The following is a 13,606-nucleotide window of genomic DNA, read 5'->3' on the forward strand; positions in this document are numbered from 1 at the left end:
ACGCAGAAAGGCCCCCTCCCGCCACGGGAGGGGGCCTTCTGTATAGCTACTTTTTGAGCTCGAACTGCTTCTGACGCTCCTTCTGCTTACGCTCAAGCTGCCGCTGGCGGTTCTTCAGCTCTTTGGCACGCGCCTTCTCCTCGCGGCGAAGCTGCTTGTGCTCGCGCCGGTCACGCCACCAGGACAACTTGTCCCTGGAGTTGCCGGGGAGCACCTCGCGAAGGATGCGCTGGACGATAGCCCCCAAGAGTGCGAGGCCGGCCAGGCAGAGCACGGCGACCCAAGGGGTGTCGGGCGGGAGGTTGAACATGATCTTGAACCCTCTCGGTGAGAGGGCACCAGCTACGCGGCGAGAACGAAGCTGTCGACGTGCCCCAGACGGGGCGTCGGCCGGATCGGACCCGGCTGACGCCTGAGCGCCGTCAGGGCTGAGCCAGGCCCTCGGGGCACGACGGGGCCGGCTAGTCGTTCGGTTCCACACACGCACGCCCACGTGGGCGGGACGTAGCCAACGAAAGCGGGGTGAGCCCCTACGACGAACAAGCGGAAGGCCGCTCTGGCGCTGAACAGGGCGAGCGTCAGCAGAGTCAGAAGGGCTGCCAGGTCGTCGATGGGATTTCGTGGCGGACGAGGGCCGCTTCCTCCCTGGAACTCGATGATCAGCTCCTGAGGCCACTCTGATCGGATGATCAGCCCAAGTCGCGCTTCTACGTCACAGCAGGAGAGCAGCTTCGAGGCCTCCACCGCCGAGGTGGTTGCCAGTGGATCGAACGAACCGTCCCTCTCGAAGCCGGCGGGCTCTAGGCAGGGGGAACCCGCCAGGAGTTCGGCAAGCTGCTGTGCACCTTGGCGGAGGAGGTCGCGCCGATAGCTGTGCCGAGGGGCAACGGCAGAGGCCGCGGCCGCTTCACGCAGATGGTGATGAACCAAACGTTCGACACTGGCAGGTGCCCCGGAGTCGAACGAGTCGAGGATGCCGTTGTAGACGCTGCTGTCCAGAATTACGACGTTTGCATTGGTCCCGCCGAAGCTCACCGCCGAGCGCGCGTACTTGAGGAGACCAGCGCGCCGCACTGCTTCCACAAGGTGGCCCACGCCTCCAACTCCCATGGGACCGATGATAGGGCATCCGTCAGACAAACCTACTTCAATGAAAGCGAGTTGAGGCCCAGAGGGGCATCCGCGCGATGACAGCAAGCCCCCTCCCGTGAGGGAGGGGGCTTGCTGTCGGGCTACTTCCGCAGCTCGTACCGCTTCTGACGGGCCTTCTGGTCGCGCCGCTGCTTGCGCTCCAGCCGCTTCTGCTCGTGCTTCTGTTGCTTCGAGCGGTTGCGGTCCTGCCACCAGGTGAGCCGGTGCTCGGACTCGGTGGGCATGGACTTCTCGAAGAACCGGTCAGCCACCCAGGCGGCGATGAACAGGCTGATCAAGATCAGCCAGCCCCACCAGGGGATCACGGTGACCAAGGTCAGAAGAAGATCAAAAAAGCTACGCACTACACCGTCCCCAGGGGGGCACGAGCTACGCGGCGAGAGCGAAGCCCTGGAAGTGCCCCTGACGGGACGTCAGCCGGGCCATCCCCGGCTGGCGTCGGGACGCCGTCAGGAGCGAGCCCGGTCCCCGGGGCACCACAGGGCCGGCCAGTCGTTCGCTACCGCAGACGCAGACCCACGCGGGAGGCACGTAACCCACGGAAGCTGGACGTGCCCCAGACACGAGAAGGCGGAGCCCCGCCTGCGTGCTGAACAGGGCCAGGGTCAGCAGACTGAGGAGCTCTTGGAGTGCCTTACGGGGGTCCTGCGGGGGCGAGAAGGTCTTGAACTCAACGACGTAGTCGAAGAGGCCCCAATGGCCAAGCGCAACCGTGTCGATCACCAGGGAGTCCTGAACGGACCACCAGCCACAGCAGGAGTGGACCCGGAGGGCGTCTACCGCAGAGGTGACCCCCACGGAAGTGGTGAGGAGGTCGTCAGGGCCTGCATCGGCGGTGCGAATGCGGTCCCAGTCGAGCTCTACGCCGTCTAGGTGGCCGTGCTGTGTGGCGGAGGAGTCCGCCATGACCGCAGTACGCGTGTACTGGACGACCCACGACTCAAACTCGTAGGAGGCAAATTTCAGATCGACGTGCGGCTGATGGCCATAGGTCAGGAGCGCTTTTGTCCACGCAGGGCTAAAGGCCTGATGGCGACCTGCGAGTCAGGGCGAAGGGCATGCAGATGCCGACTCAACTTCAATAGGCGCGCTGCATGATCCCCCATGTGCCACATGGTAAGACATAGGCCCGACAGGCCGATCCTCGCGGCGAGTTGGGGCCCGAAGGGGTCGCGCTCGCGACAACAGTAAGCCCCCTTCGGATCGTCAGAAGCCTACCGTTCTCACACGGTCAGCTCAGCCTCCTGCTCGGTGAGCTCGACCTGACGGGCAGCAGCCCGGTCCCACGGAGACGCCTTGTGCAGGGCCACAGTGGTCTTGGTGTCCTCGTGCCGCTGTGCGGCCTCACCGACACCGAGCACGGCGGCGGCCACGGCGAGAAGGGCCTCCCATGGGACGGCCGGCAGACGGGTGATCAGCAGCGAGACCAAGGCGGCGAGGACGGCGAAGAGACGGACGCCGTGGCGGGAGATGAATTCATTCCGCAGCACCGCCAGGTGCACCTCGACGCCGTAGAGGTCGGCCAGGTCGTACAGGTCCGCGCTCGCTTCGTGGCGCCACCGGCGGTCAGCAGCTCGGTTCGGAAGAGGGCCCGGTACCGGGCCAGAGCAGGACGGGCAGTCGCCGCAGCGGCCGGCGCAGTCCACCAGCATGGTGATCTCCAGAGGGAAGAGGGCATGAAGAAGGCCCGCCCCAGAGGTGGGGCGGGCCTGGAAACGGCTACGTGGAGCCGTAGTTGAAGCACGGGCAGAGGGACTTGAACCCCCAGCCTGCCGCTTTGGAGGCGGCTGCTCTGGCCAATTGAGCTATACCCGCACGATCCGCTCGACCGGACTTGAACCGGTGACCACCGCCTTGAGGACGGCGCTCTGGCATCTGAGCTACGAGCGGTCGTAGGTCTTGAGTTTGTGGCACGAGCGGCACAGTGTCACCAGATTTTCCAGCTCCCAGGTTCCGCCCTGGGCCACCGGAATCTTGTGATCCACCTCCAACTCGGTTCGAGAGCCGCACTGTTGGAGAGCAGGTGTGGGCCCTGTGCGGAGCGATGCCTTCGCACTCGCGCGCGATGATCCTTGTGGGAGTTGGCTGCGGCCTTCGCTCCGGGGAGGCCTTCGGCCTCTGCCAGGATGCCGTTGACTTCACAGCCGGCACTGTCACGGTTCGGCGGCAGGTCATCAAGGTGAAGTCCCAGGCGGTGTTGGTCGACTACAACAAGACCGAGAGGTCGCACGAGCGGGAGGTGCCCCTCCCGGCCTTCGTCCACCGGGCACTGCTCGATCACCTGGACGCCCACTCGGTGGTCGTGCTGCCAGGGGGACAGCGACTTCTGTTCCGGTCGTCCCGGGCTCAGCTCTTCCGTCGGGACTCCTTCTACAAGACCTTCAAGAGGGCGCTGGCGGCGGCTGGGCTCCCAGCGGACTTCCGCTTCCATGACCTCCGGCACACCTTCGCCTCCTGTGCGCTGGACCAGGGGCTCTCCAAGTCCACGGTGCAGCTCTACATGGGCCACGCCTCCGAAGCCGAGCTGGACGCCACCTACCACCACCAGGTGAAGGGGGCCGCAGCCCGCGACCGCGTCGCCCTGGAAGCGGTGTTCTTCGAGGAGACCGCCGACGTGGTGATCCCCGATAGTGTGGGCGACGACGACGTGGAGTTGGCCGCATGAGCGTGGCGTTCCGCCGAGGTGTGGCGATGGCGTGGCGATCGAGGCCCTGCCAAGGGCGTTTTCGCAGGTCAGTACATCTGCGGAGACTGTGCCCGGCGTATAGGCCGACTCGTCCGCCGCCAAGCTGGGGAAAGGCCCCCTGACCTGCTAATACGCAGGTCAGGGGGCCTTTCTCATGGCCGTTGGGAGGAGTGCGCCCTCCGGCCCGTTCGAGTCCTCACGGCCCGGTGCCGGGGCCCGGGGTGGGTCAGGCCTTGCCCCAGGTGCCGGAGGACCAGAGGGCGCCGCCGGCGTTGGGGCCGCCGTTCTGGCGGTAGAGGACGAAGTTGCCGTCCTCCTGGGCGATGACGTAGGCGCCGGGGTTGCCGTGGGTGTTGGTGCTCCACGGGGTGCCGAACTCGGTGAGGACCTCGAAGGCACCGTCCGGGTTCATGTAGGCGAAGCTCTCCGGCTGGTTCCAGGTGCCGGTGGACCAGATCGGCCGGCCGTCGGACTTGCGGTAGAGCACCACGTTGCCGTCGTTCTGCTTGAGCAGGACGGTGGTGCGGGACTCCACCCACATGCCGCCGAGGAGCCCCAGGTCGGACTCGATCTTGCTGGACGGCTTGCCGGTGTACGCGCCGTTGACGACCTCGGGGAGGGCCCCGGTCCCGTTGCTCCAGAACGGGTCCCCGCCGGTGCGGGGGCCGACCAGCAGGTCGCCGAGGGCGAGGGCGAAGTAGGAGTCGGGGTGGTTCCAGGTGCTGGTGGACCAGAGGCCGCCGCCGGTGGTGGGGCCGCCGCCCTGGCGGTAGACGACGAAGTTGCCGTCCGTCTGCATGGTGGCGTAGGCGCCGGGGTTGTTCCAGGTCCGGGAGGACCACAGGGCCTGGATGCGGGAGCCGTCGGTGGCGACCAGGTAGAGCACCAGGTTGCCGTCGGTCTGCATCACCAGGGTGGTGCTGCCGGCGTTCAGGCTGCTGCCCGACTCCAGCCGCTGGCCCGGCATGAGGAAGGCGACCTGAGGCGCCTCGGAGTCGGACGGGGCCGCGTTGGGAGCGGACTTGAGGGCCTTGGCGGCGGGCGCCTTCGGCATCGTGCGGACGACCGGCGCGGGCTTCTCGGACTTGCCCGCGGCGGGTGCGGCGACGGATCCGGTGGTGCTGGTGGCCAGGATCGCGCCGGCGCCGATCAGGAGCGCGGCGGCACGCTGAAGCGTGCTCTTACGCATGGGTCCCCCTAGGAAAAAGGTGAAGAAGCTGTCGAAGACTGGTGTTCGACAGAGAGTTTCTACACCACCCGAGTGACAACCGGACGGGATTTTCCCGGCGCCCGGGGCCGGGAGAACGGCTCGGGACCAGGGGGTGAAGTCCAGGGGTGATTCCCCCCGGCGGGTGGGCCGGGGGGAATCACCGAGGTGGGGGGAGGGCTCCGGAGCCGCGGTGGCTCAGGCCTTGCCCCAGGTGCCGGAGGACCAGAGGGCGCCGCCGGCGGCGTGGCCGCCGCCCTGGCGGTAGACGACGAAGTTGCCGTCCGCCTGGGCGATGGCGTAGGCACCGTGGTTGCCCTCGGTGTAGGTGCGCCAGTGGAGGTTGTTGTCGTCGGCGACGAAGAGGACGCCGTCCTCGTCCATGTAGGCGTAGGAGCCCGGACGGTTCCACGTGCCGGAGGCCCAGATGGCCCGGCCGTCGGACTTGCGGTAGAGCACCAGGTTGCCGTCGTTCTGCATGATCAGGATGGTGCTGCGGGACTCCACCCAGGTGTTGGGGTCGAGGCCCTGCTCGGTGCCGATGGTGTCCGACGGGTTCTCCGTGTACTCGCCGTTGACCTCGGTCGGGACGAAGCCGGTGCGGGCGTCCCACAGCGGGGCGTCGGAGCCGGGGACGCCGATCATCAGGCCGCCCCAGGCGAGCACCAGGACCGCGCCGGGGTGGTTCCAGGTGTTGCTGTGCCAGATGGCACCGCCGGTGGCGTCGCTGCCGCCCTGACGGTAGATCACGAGGTTGCCGTCGGCCTGCATCTCGGCGTGGGCGCCGGGGCTCCACCAGGTGCCGGAGGCCCAAAGGGCCTGGATCCGGGAGCCGTTGGAGGCGACCAGGTAGAGCACCAGGTTGCCGTCGGCCTGCATCACCAGGGTGGTGCTGCCGGCCGTCACGCTGTCGCCGGGGGCGAGCACCTGGCCCGGGCGCACCACCGCGGTGAGCGCGGCGGCGGCCGGGGCGGCCTGGGCGGTGGAGGGCGCCGACCGGAGGGCCTTGGCGGCGGGCGCCTTCGGCATGGTGCGGGTGATCGGCTCCGGCTTGCCGGTGAGGCCCGGTGCCGGGGCGGCGACGGCTGCGGGCCCGGCGGTGGCCAGGACGGCGCCGATGCCGACCAGGAGCGCGGCGGCACGCTGGTACGTGCTCTTACGCATGGTTCCCCCTAGGAAAGGTAAAGAAAGTGTGTATGTCTTGAGTGCGACAGAGAATTCATACACCAATGCGAAACCGGCATCCGCGGCGGGGGGTGTGTGACGGGGGATCCTGCCCCGTGGGCCCCGGGCGGTGGTCACCGGGGTACTACGTCCGCGAAGCGGGGTGTGAGGCGACCCCAATGTATCCCGTCGGACCATCGATCCGGTAGGACACGGAACACCCTTTTCCGATCTTGTCCGGGCCGGGGGTGCGGGCCCAGACTCGACGCATTCCACGTCCTTTCCCACCGGGCCCCGTCGGGTCCGGCGATCGGGCGTGCGGTGACGAAGGGGGACGTGATGGTGGATCAGGAGCGGGTGCTGCGGGCCCGGATGAGGTTGCTGAGCCTGGACCGCAGGCTGCTGCGCGGGACCGACGGGCTGTGGGTCTACCGGACGCTGGTGCAGGTCAGCCCGGAGGCGTACGGGTCGAGGCTGGCGCGGGTGCTGGTGGAGGCGAGCGGCTCGGAGCGGGTGGCCGGACTTCCCGGGCGGCGGCGGGCGTTGCTGGCGGAGGCCAGGGAGTGGGCCGAGCGGATCGAGCCCGGGCACCCGTACCGGGAGAAGGTCATGGCGCGGCTGGTGGAGGCCGAACTGCGGGAGGGGATCGGCGGCTGACGACGCGTCGGCGGGCCGCGCCGGGCTGGAGGCCCGGCGCGGCCCGGGGCCGTAGGGGTGGATCGGGGGCGGGTCAGGACTGCGTGGGGAGGACCGGCGGGAGGCGGGTCAGGACTGCGCGGGGAGGACCGGCGGGAGGCGGGTCAGGACCGCGGGGGGAAGACCAGCGGGAGGAGGGTCCGCTGGACCTTGGCGAAGGCGGCGGCGGTCTCGGCGAACTCGAGCCGGGCGTCGCCGGTGGTGAGCGAGGCGATCAGGGTGGTGCCGCCGTCGGGGGAGCCGTACATCAGGGCGCCCCAGCCCCAGAAGCCGCCGTTGTGGGTGTAGAGGGTGCCGGCCTCGGTCTCCTCGACGATCAGGCCCAGGCCGTAGGCGAACTTCGTGTGCGGGGTGCGCATCTCGGCCATCAGTTCGGCGGGGAGGAGGCGGCCGCCCAGCAGGGCGGAGAAGAAGACGTGCAGGTCGCGGGTGGTGGAGATCATGTCGCCGGCGGCGGAGATCCACGAGGGGTTGGAGCGGGTGACGTCGACGGTCCGCCACTCCTCGCCGTCCCGGTAGGTGTAGTAGCCGTGGGCGTGCGGGCCGGGCAGCTCGGGCGAGGCGTCCGGGACCAGGGTGCCGGTGAGGCCGAGCGGGCCGAGCAGGCGGCGGTGCATCTCCTCCGCGTAGGGGCGGCCGGCCAGCCGCTCGACCAGCAGGCGGGCCAGCACGTAGTTGGTGTTGGAGTAGCTCCAGTCGGTGCCGGGCTCGAACCGGGCCGGCTTGGCGAGGGAGAGGCGGAGCAACTCCTCGGGGCGGTAGGTGAGGAGGAGGTTGTCCACCCACTCCTGGCCCTGCCAGGGGATGCCGGGGGCGGTGGTGCCGTCCTCGTAGTACTCGCCGGTGTGGTTGAACAGGCCGCTGGTGTGCTGGAGCACCATCCGCACCGTGATCCGGCGGTCCAGCCCGTACCCGGGCAGGTGGTCGTCGACCGGGTCGTCCAGGCCGAGCAGTCCGTCGGCGACCAGGAGCAGGACCAGGGTCGCGGTGAAGGTCTTGGTGTTGCTGCCTATCCGGAAGTGCCCGTCGGTCGGTGGCGGGGCGTCGGAGCCGAGCTCGCCGATGCCGGCGCTGCCGGTCCACTCGCCCTGGCGGTCGTTCACCCGGACCTGGATCCCGGCCCAGCCGTCGGCGGCGATCTCCTCGACGGCGGCCCGGAGTTCGGGGCGGTCGGTGCTGGTGGCGGTGGTGACGCCGGTGGCGGTGGTGGTGAGGTGGTCGGACATGGTGGCGATCTCCTTGCCGGGTCGGGGTGTTGAGGGGTGGGGGGTCAGAGCGAGCGGGCGGTGATGTCGCCGTAGGCGGTGGTGGCGCGGATGGTGAGGACGGGGGAGCCGTCGTTGCGCAGGGCGTTGACGACGCGGCCGTAGGAGGTGGAGGCGTCCAGTGCGGCGGAGCTGCCGCGGGCGGTGGTGACGGTGATGTCGCCCTTGGCGGTGGTGAGTTCGGCGTCGCCGGACAGCGAGCCGAGCCGGATGTCGCCGGCCTGGAGGGTGATCCGGGCGGTGCCGGTGCCGTCGAGGTCCACGGTGCCGTTGGCGCCGGTGAAGGTGACCTCGCCGAGGCGGCCGGTGGAGTGCAGGGCGCCGTCCGCGATCTCGGCCAGCACCCGGGAGCCGGTGGGCAGTTCGACGGTCACCTCGACCGAACCGGAGGGGCCGAAGGCCCGGTTGGCCGACTCGGGGGTGTGGATGCGCAGCGCGCCGTCCCGCTGCTCGACCACGGTCTGCTCGGCGGCCTTGACGTCGCGGCTGCTGCCCGGGTCGGCCGGGAGGATCCGGACGGTGGAGTCGGTGCGGTCGGCGGCGACGATCCGGAGCCGGCCGGAGGCGATGGTCATGGTGGCGGTGAAGGTGTTCACGGTGATCCGTCCCTGCGTCGTTGGCGTTTTCTGGCATCGCAAACGCTACGTTGCAGTCACGGTCTGGGCAACCAGGAAGTTGCATTAAGTAGAGGAAACTGCAGGTGAAGTGGCATAAATCATTGCAACAAGGGTGCTGGCTAATGCAACGTCAGCTGATGCACTGTTGCAATGGGCCGACGGTGAACGCTCAGGAGGCGAGGTACTGCGCGGTGCCGGTGCGGCGGGCCGTGGCGAGGGTGGCGACCAGGGCGTAGCGGGCCGGGGTGAGGATCCGCCGCCAGTCGTCGAGGGCGTGCACGCGGACCTCGGTGTGCTCGGCCGGGTCGAGGACCATGGCCTCGATCTGGTCGGCGGTCAGCAGGCCGCCGTCGAAGGCGAGGCCCAGCTTGGCGGGCCAACCGTCCGCCGGGGCTTGGAAGATGACGCCGAGCAGTCGCGGCTCGCCGCGCAGGGTGTGGCCGGTCTCCTCGCGGACCTCGCGGACGGTGCTCTCCCACGGGTGCTCGCCGTGGTCCACGTTGCCGCCGCCGAACTGCCAGACCTCGGGGTCGTAGACGGACTTGAGCATGACGGGGCGTCCGGCGGTGTCGGTGGTGAACGCGCACGTCCAGACGATGCCGTGGGTGAGCGTCTTCAGGTGTTCGGCCAGAGGTAGCTGCACGAACGATCAACGAGGCGCACGGGCCGCCGGTGGCGGGGAGGTGGATCCGGCCACCCGATCGAGGGCGGGGCTGTCAGTCGAACAGCGGCTGCTGGTCGGCGGGTTGGGTGGTCGGCAGGCCCTCCAGCGGAAGCTGGTCCTGGCGGGCGGCGGCCTCGGCCAGCGGGACGTGCGTCATCGAGCCGGGGCAGAGCGCCAGCGAGCGGCTGTGCAGCTTGTGGTCGTGCACGACGCCGTAGCCGGCGCGGGTGGCCAGGGGCATCAGGGCCACCTGGCGGGAGCAGGACGGCTCCGGGCAGCGGACGCGGGGCAGCTTCATCCCGTCAGCATCGCGCAGGGGTGCGACAGTGCGCGGCTCCCCGGCGGCCGCTACTGCGCGGGGGCGGCCGGGCGGAGCACGGCCCGCAGGGCGGTGCCGATCGCGGTGGGGTCGACGTCGCCGAAGAGCGCCTGCTGGGCGATCAGGCCCTGGGCGGTGGCGATCAGGATCCGGGCGAGGTCGGCGGCCGGGACGTCGGCCGGGAGCCGGCCGTCCTGCTGGTACTCCTGGACCAGTCCGGACCAGAGCTCGTGCAGGGCGGCGAACCCGGCGCGCAGGGCGGCGGCCAGGTCCTCGTTGCGCTGGGTCTCGGCCCAGACCTGGAGGATCAGGCGGGTGGAGACCAGCGGGTCGTCGCCGCCGGCGGCCATGTGGAAGACCCGGTCGAGCACGGTGGAGAGCAGCGCGTCGGGCGTGGGCCGGGGGCTGGCGCCGGCGGCCTCGGCGTAGGCGGAGCGGATGGTGTCCACCACCTCCACGGCGATGGCCTGGATGATGTCGTCCTTGCTGGCGAAGTACCGGTAGACCGCCCCGGCGGAGAGTCCGCTCTCGCGCAGCACGTCCTGCATCGAGGTCGCGTGGAACCCGTTGCGGGAGAAGCAGCGGACGGCGCCGTCGAGGATCTGGCGGCGGCGGGCGTCGAGGTGTGCCTGGGATACGCGGGCCATGGTCGCCACCGTAGAACGAACATTCCTTCTTGACAACCGCGCCACGGGCGTCCGACAGTGAGTCTCGTAAAACGAACGATCCTTCTTTTTGACTTGAGAGCGGAGAACAGTCATGTCCGCCGACCTGCCGCCGACACCGCGTCGGATCGCCGTCGTCTGCCTCGTCGTCCCCCTGCTGGTGGCCTTCGCGCTCTGGGCCTTCGCCTGGCCCGCCGCCCGCCTGGCCCCGCACGACCTGCCGGTCGGCGTGGCCGGGCCGGCCGCCGCCACGGCCGAGGTGAAGGAGCAGCTCGCGCACCGGCAAGGCGCGTTCGAGATCCACGAGTACGCCGACGGCCCGGCCGCCCGGGCCGCGATCGAACAGCGAGAGGTCTACGGCGCGCTGGTGGTGGGGCCGCAGGGCCCCGAGCTCTACACCGCCTCGGCGGCCGGGCCGGTGGTGGCCCAGCTGCTCCAGAGCGCGAGCGGCGGCCGGGCCGCGGTGACCGACGTGGTCGCGGCCCCGGCGGCCGACCCGCGCGGCGCCGTGCTGGGTGCCGGGCTGCTGCCGCTGGTGCTGGCCGGGATCGCCTCCGGGGCGCTGGTGACGGTGCTGCGGCTGCGCGGTGCGTCGGCGATCGGCGCGCTGCTCGGCGCGGCCGCGCTGACCGGGCTGGTGGCGGTGGCCGTCGGCCACGCCTGGTTGGGCGCGCTGAGCGGCAACTGGCTCGCCGAAGCAGGGGTGTTCGGGTTGACCGCGCTCGCGGTCGGCGCCACCGCGGCCGGGCTGGCCTCGCTGATCGGCATGCCCGGGATCGGGATCACCGCCCTGCTGATGGTGCTGGTCGGCAACGCCTTCTCGGGCATCACCTCGGCCCCCGAGATGCTGCCCGGTGCGGCCCGGGTGATCGGCGCCCAACTCCCGCCCGGCGCGGCCGGATCGGCGCTGCGCTCGGTGGCCTACTTCGACGGTGCGGCGGCCGGCCGGCCGCTGCTCACCCTCGCCCTGTGGGCCGGGCTCGGCCTCGCGGTGGTCGGACTGGTCGCGGCCCGGCGGCGGGCCGCCCCGCCGGTCGGGACCGCTCCCGGGGGCGCCCCCGAGGCGGCTCCCGAGCCGGTGGCGGCGGCCTGACCGGTCGTCAGCGGGCACCGGTCCCGCCGGGCCCGCTGACGACCGGTCGGGTCTTGAACCTGTGCCTTGAGCCTGCGTCTCGGCCTGCGCCTTGAGCCTGCGCCTCGGCCGGGCCCGCCGGTCATGCCCGGGGGAGCCCCCGCGTGAGCAGGAGGGCGGCGGCGGCCGTGGCGGCGAGGGCGAGCACGGTGGCGGCGGGGGAGAGGCCGAGGGTGGTGAGGGTGGCCGCGGCCGCGATGCCGAGGGCGGGGCCGAGGTTCATCGCGGTCTGCTGGAGGCCGCCCGCGGTCCCGGCGTCCGCGACGGCGGCCCGGCGCACCACCACGGCGGTGCCGGTGACCATCGCGGTGCCGAAGCCCGCGCCCAGCAGCAGGAACCCGGGGGTGCTTCCCCACCAGGAGGTGCCGGGCGCCAGCCGGGAGAGCAGCAGTGCGCCGAGCGCGGTCAGCAGGAGCCCGGAGGCGGCGGCGCGGCGCGGGCCGTGACGGCGCATCAGGGCCGCGGCGGCCGGGGCCGCGCCGACCATGGCGAGCGCGAGCGGGAGACCGCGCAGTCCGCCGTCCTGGGCGGACAGGCCCAGGGTGTCCTGGAGCAGGTAGGTGACCAGGTAGAGCGTGCCGAACACGGTGGCGGAGACGCTCACCAGGACGGCCAGGGCCGGTGCGGTGGGGGCCGTGCGCAGCAGGGCCGCCGGGAGCAGCGGGTGCGGCGTGCGGCGCTCGTGCCGCACCAGCAGGAGGGCGGCCAGGCCGGTGAGCGCGGGGGCCACCGGGCCGGGGTGCGGGAGGGCGGTCAGGGTGTGCACCAGCCCGGCCAGGGTGAGGGCCAGCAGGGCGGCCCCGGGCAGGTCGAGCCCGGGGCGGGCGGTGGCGGTCGGCCCGGGGAGCCGTACGGCGAGCGCGAACAGGCCGACCGCGACGGCGGGGACGACGCCGAGGAAGAGCACGGTGCGCCAGCCGAGGTGGGTGGTGAGCACGCCGCCGACCACCGGGCCGGCCGCGGCGGCCAGGCCGATCGCGGCGGTGCGGACGGCGATCGGCGTGCCCAGCCGGTCCGGCGGGTAGACGGCGCGCAGCAGGCCCAGGGTGGCGGGCTGCAGCAGGGCGCCGAACACGCCCTGGGCGGCTCGCAGGGCGATCACCCAGCCGATCGACGGGGCGCAGCCGACCGCGGCCGAGGCGACGCCGAAGCCGACGGCGCCGACGGCGAAGACCCGGCGCTGGCCGTAGCGGTCGCCGAGCCGGCCGGCGAAGACCAGCAGGGAGGTGACCGCGATCAGGTACGCGGTGCTGGTCCACTGGACCTGGGCGAAGGTGGCCGACAGGTCGCGCCGCAGGGTGGGCTGGGCCACGGTCAGCACGGTGCCGTCGAGGGCGACCACGGCCGCCCCGGTGATGCTGCCGGTGAGGACGAACAGCTGCTGACGGCGGCTCACCCGCTGGACGGCGACGGAGCCGGTGAGGGCGGTCACCGGGCGGCCGGGCCGAGGTGCGCGTCCAGGGCAGCGGTCAGCAGGGGTGTGATCTCCGCCTGACCGGTGGCGAGTTGGAGGCTGCCCCAGCGGTGCAGCTGGGCCAGCCCGTGCAGGTTGGCCCAGAACGCGCCGGCCGCCGCGGTGGGGTCGGTGCCCGGGCGGGCCACCGCGATCAGGGTGCCGAGCCGGGCGAACAGCGGCAGGCTGGTCTCCCGCAGGCCCAGCTCGCCGCTCTCCAGCAGGTCGTGGCGGAACATCAGCTCGTACATGCCGGGCTGCTCGGCGGCGAACTCCAGGTAGATCCGGGCCAGTTCGGCGAGCTGCTCGCGCGGGCCGCCCGAGGGCGCCCGGTCGAGGCGGGCGGCCAGGTCGGTGAAGCCCCGACGGGCGATCGCCGAGAGCAGGGCGAGGTGGGTGGGGAAGTGACGGCGCGGGGCGCCGTGCGAGACCCCGGCGCGGCGGGCGATCTCACGGAGGGTCAGGGCCTGCGGCCCCTCCTGGGCGAGCAGCTCGGCACCGGTGGCCACCAGGCGGGCGCGGAGGTCTTCGTCGGTCATGTAGACAGTGTCTACCAGGTGGGAGTAGACACTGTCTACCGGGGTTG

General features: G+C 71.4%; 16 protein-coding genes, 1 tRNA gene and 1 pseudogene. 3 read left to right on the forward strand and 15 right to left on the reverse strand.

Annotation, left to right across the window (positions count from 1 at the left end; all coding sequences use genetic code 11):
* Nucleotides 1-46: 46 nt before the first annotated feature.
* From ACWEPF_RS08670 to ACWEPF_RS08695, 6 genes and pseudogenes are all read right to left on the reverse strand, one after another.
* Nucleotides 47-310: a hypothetical protein gene (locus tag ACWEPF_RS08670; protein ID WP_452171976.1), complete on the reverse strand. Its 264-nt coding sequence runs from the start codon at nucleotides 308-310 to the stop codon at nucleotides 47-49.
* 32 nt (nucleotides 311-342) lie between these two features.
* The gene (locus tag ACWEPF_RS08675) at nucleotides 343-1,095 is read right to left on the reverse strand and encodes a hypothetical protein (protein ID WP_452171977.1); all 753 of its coding nucleotides are present in this window, start codon (nucleotides 1,093-1,095) and stop codon (nucleotides 343-345) included.
* 137 nt (nucleotides 1,096-1,232) lie between these two features.
* Nucleotides 1,233-1,466: a hypothetical protein gene (locus tag ACWEPF_RS08680; protein ID WP_452171978.1), complete on the reverse strand. Its 234-nt coding sequence runs from the start codon at nucleotides 1,464-1,466 to the stop codon at nucleotides 1,233-1,235.
* Between the two features lie 909 nt (nucleotides 1,467-2,375).
* Nucleotides 2,376-2,804 carry a hypothetical protein gene (locus ACWEPF_RS08685; RefSeq protein WP_452171979.1) on the reverse strand — a complete coding sequence of 143 codons (429 nt, stop codon included), beginning with the start codon at nucleotides 2,802-2,804 and terminating at the stop codon, nucleotides 2,376-2,378.
* Nucleotides 2,805-2,893: 89 nt separating this feature from the next.
* Nucleotides 2,894-2,967 (reverse strand) — tRNA-Trp (locus ACWEPF_RS08690).
* Between the two features lie 65 nt (nucleotides 2,968-3,032).
* Nucleotides 3,033-3,155, reverse strand: a pseudogene (locus ACWEPF_RS08695) (HNH endonuclease); the annotation flags it as partial.
* A 20-nt stretch (nucleotides 3,156-3,175) separates the two neighbouring features.
* Between ACWEPF_RS08695 and ACWEPF_RS08700 the strand changes: the two are divergent.
* Complete coding sequence (locus ACWEPF_RS08700) at nucleotides 3,176-3,817, forward strand: tyrosine-type recombinase/integrase (protein ID WP_452171980.1); 642 nt, start codon at nucleotides 3,176-3,178, stop codon at nucleotides 3,815-3,817.
* A gap of 247 nt (nucleotides 3,818-4,064) precedes the next feature.
* On the opposite strand, the gene ACWEPF_RS08705 is transcribed toward ACWEPF_RS08700, so the two are convergent.
* Together ACWEPF_RS08705 and ACWEPF_RS08710 are read right to left on the reverse strand one after the other, a co-directional pair.
* Entirely contained in the window at nucleotides 4,065-5,027 is a 963-nt protein-coding gene (locus ACWEPF_RS08705) for a hypothetical protein (protein ID WP_452171981.1), read from the reverse strand.
* Between the two features lie 216 nt (nucleotides 5,028-5,243).
* Nucleotides 5,244-6,209 (reverse strand): hypothetical protein, encoded by a 966-nt coding sequence (locus tag ACWEPF_RS08710; RefSeq protein WP_345282782.1) that lies wholly within the window; start codon nucleotides 6,207-6,209, stop codon nucleotides 5,244-5,246.
* 339 nt (nucleotides 6,210-6,548) lie between these two features.
* Between ACWEPF_RS08710 and ACWEPF_RS08715 the strand changes: the two genes are divergently transcribed.
* Nucleotides 6,549-6,866 carry a hypothetical protein gene (locus tag ACWEPF_RS08715; RefSeq protein WP_345282779.1) on the forward strand — a complete coding sequence of 106 codons (318 nt, stop codon included), beginning with the start codon at nucleotides 6,549-6,551 and terminating at the stop codon, nucleotides 6,864-6,866.
* 143 nt (nucleotides 6,867-7,009) lie between these two features.
* Here the strand turns inward: ACWEPF_RS08715 and ACWEPF_RS08720 are convergent, their stop codons facing one another.
* The 5 genes from ACWEPF_RS08720 to ACWEPF_RS08740 form a co-directional block, all read right to left on the reverse strand.
* Complete coding sequence (locus tag ACWEPF_RS08720) at nucleotides 7,010-8,131, reverse strand: serine hydrolase domain-containing protein (protein WP_452171982.1); 1,122 nt, start codon at nucleotides 8,129-8,131, stop codon at nucleotides 7,010-7,012.
* A 44-nt stretch (nucleotides 8,132-8,175) separates the two neighbouring features.
* Nucleotides 8,176-8,745 carry a DUF4097 family beta strand repeat-containing protein gene (locus tag ACWEPF_RS08725; protein ID WP_452172038.1) on the reverse strand — a complete coding sequence of 190 codons (570 nt, stop codon included), beginning with the start codon at nucleotides 8,743-8,745 and terminating at the stop codon, nucleotides 8,176-8,178.
* Between the two features lie 211 nt (nucleotides 8,746-8,956).
* On the reverse strand, nucleotides 8,957-9,430 hold the full coding sequence (locus ACWEPF_RS08730) for an NUDIX domain-containing protein (RefSeq protein WP_452171983.1): 474 nt from the start codon (nucleotides 9,428-9,430) through the stop codon (nucleotides 8,957-8,959).
* 73 nt (nucleotides 9,431-9,503) lie between these two features.
* The gene (locus ACWEPF_RS08735; RefSeq protein WP_452171984.1) at nucleotides 9,504-9,749 is read right to left on the reverse strand and encodes a hypothetical protein; all 246 of its coding nucleotides are present in this window, start codon (nucleotides 9,747-9,749) and stop codon (nucleotides 9,504-9,506) included.
* A gap of 50 nt (nucleotides 9,750-9,799) precedes the next feature.
* Nucleotides 9,800-10,417, reverse strand: coding sequence for a TetR/AcrR family transcriptional regulator (locus ACWEPF_RS08740; RefSeq protein WP_452171985.1), 618 nt, complete (start codon nucleotides 10,415-10,417; stop codon nucleotides 9,800-9,802).
* A 112-nt stretch (nucleotides 10,418-10,529) separates the two neighbouring features.
* On the opposite strand from ACWEPF_RS08740, the gene ACWEPF_RS08745 reads away from it, so the two are divergent.
* Complete coding sequence (locus ACWEPF_RS08745; RefSeq protein WP_452171986.1) at nucleotides 10,530-11,528, forward strand: ABC transporter permease; 999 nt, start codon at nucleotides 10,530-10,532, stop codon at nucleotides 11,526-11,528.
* Nucleotides 11,529-11,649: 121 nt separating this feature from the next.
* Here ACWEPF_RS08745 and ACWEPF_RS08750 read toward each other — a convergent pair whose 3' ends face one another.
* On the reverse strand, nucleotides 11,650-12,999 hold the full coding sequence (locus ACWEPF_RS08750) for an MFS transporter (RefSeq protein ID WP_452171987.1): 1,350 nt from the start codon (nucleotides 12,997-12,999) through the stop codon (nucleotides 11,650-11,652).
* A complete protein-coding gene (locus tag ACWEPF_RS08755) occupies nucleotides 12,996-13,559 on the reverse strand; it encodes a TetR/AcrR family transcriptional regulator (RefSeq protein ID WP_452171988.1) in 564 nt (187 codons plus the stop codon). The genes ACWEPF_RS08750 and ACWEPF_RS08755 overlap by 4 nt, the downstream gene beginning before the upstream one ends.
* Nucleotides 13,560-13,606 lie beyond the last annotated feature (47 nt).

It is taken from the genome of Kitasatospora sp. NPDC004289 (assembly GCF_053602875.1).

Excerpts from the sequence above, each read along its gene's own strand:
- ACWEPF_RS08670 (WP_452171976.1), bottom strand. The coding sequence starts at position 310 with ATGTTCAACCTCCCGCCCGACACCCCTTGGGTCGCCGTGCTCTGCCTG.
- ACWEPF_RS08685 (WP_452171979.1), bottom strand. The coding sequence starts at position 2,804 with ATGCTGGTGGACTGCGCCGGCCGCTGCGGCGACTGCCCGTCCTGCTCT.
- ACWEPF_RS08705 (WP_452171981.1), bottom strand. The coding sequence starts at position 5,027 with ATGCGTAAGAGCACGCTTCAGCGTGCCGCCGCGCTCCTGATCGGCGCC.
- ACWEPF_RS08710 (WP_345282782.1), bottom strand. The coding sequence starts at position 6,209 with ATGCGTAAGAGCACGTACCAGCGTGCCGCCGCGCTCCTGGTCGGCATC.
- ACWEPF_RS08715 (WP_345282779.1), top strand. The coding sequence starts at position 6,549 with ATGGTGGATCAGGAGCGGGTGCTGCGGGCCCGGATGAGGTTGCTGAGC.
- ACWEPF_RS08720 (WP_452171982.1), bottom strand. The coding sequence starts at position 8,131 with ATGTCCGACCACCTCACCACCACCGCCACCGGCGTCACCACCGCCACC.
- ACWEPF_RS08725 (WP_452172038.1), bottom strand. The coding sequence starts at position 8,745 with ATGACCATCGCCTCCGGCCGGCTCCGGATCGTCGCCGCCGACCGCACC.
- ACWEPF_RS08735 (WP_452171984.1), bottom strand. The coding sequence starts at position 9,749 with ATGAAGCTGCCCCGCGTCCGCTGCCCGGAGCCGTCCTGCTCCCGCCAG.
- ACWEPF_RS08740 (WP_452171985.1), bottom strand. The coding sequence starts at position 10,417 with ATGGCCCGCGTATCCCAGGCACACCTCGACGCCCGCCGCCGCCAGATC.
- ACWEPF_RS08745 (WP_452171986.1), top strand. The coding sequence starts at position 10,530 with ATGTCCGCCGACCTGCCGCCGACACCGCGTCGGATCGCCGTCGTCTGC.
- ACWEPF_RS08755 (WP_452171988.1), bottom strand. The coding sequence starts at position 13,559 with ATGACCGACGAAGACCTCCGCGCCCGCCTGGTGGCCACCGGTGCCGAG.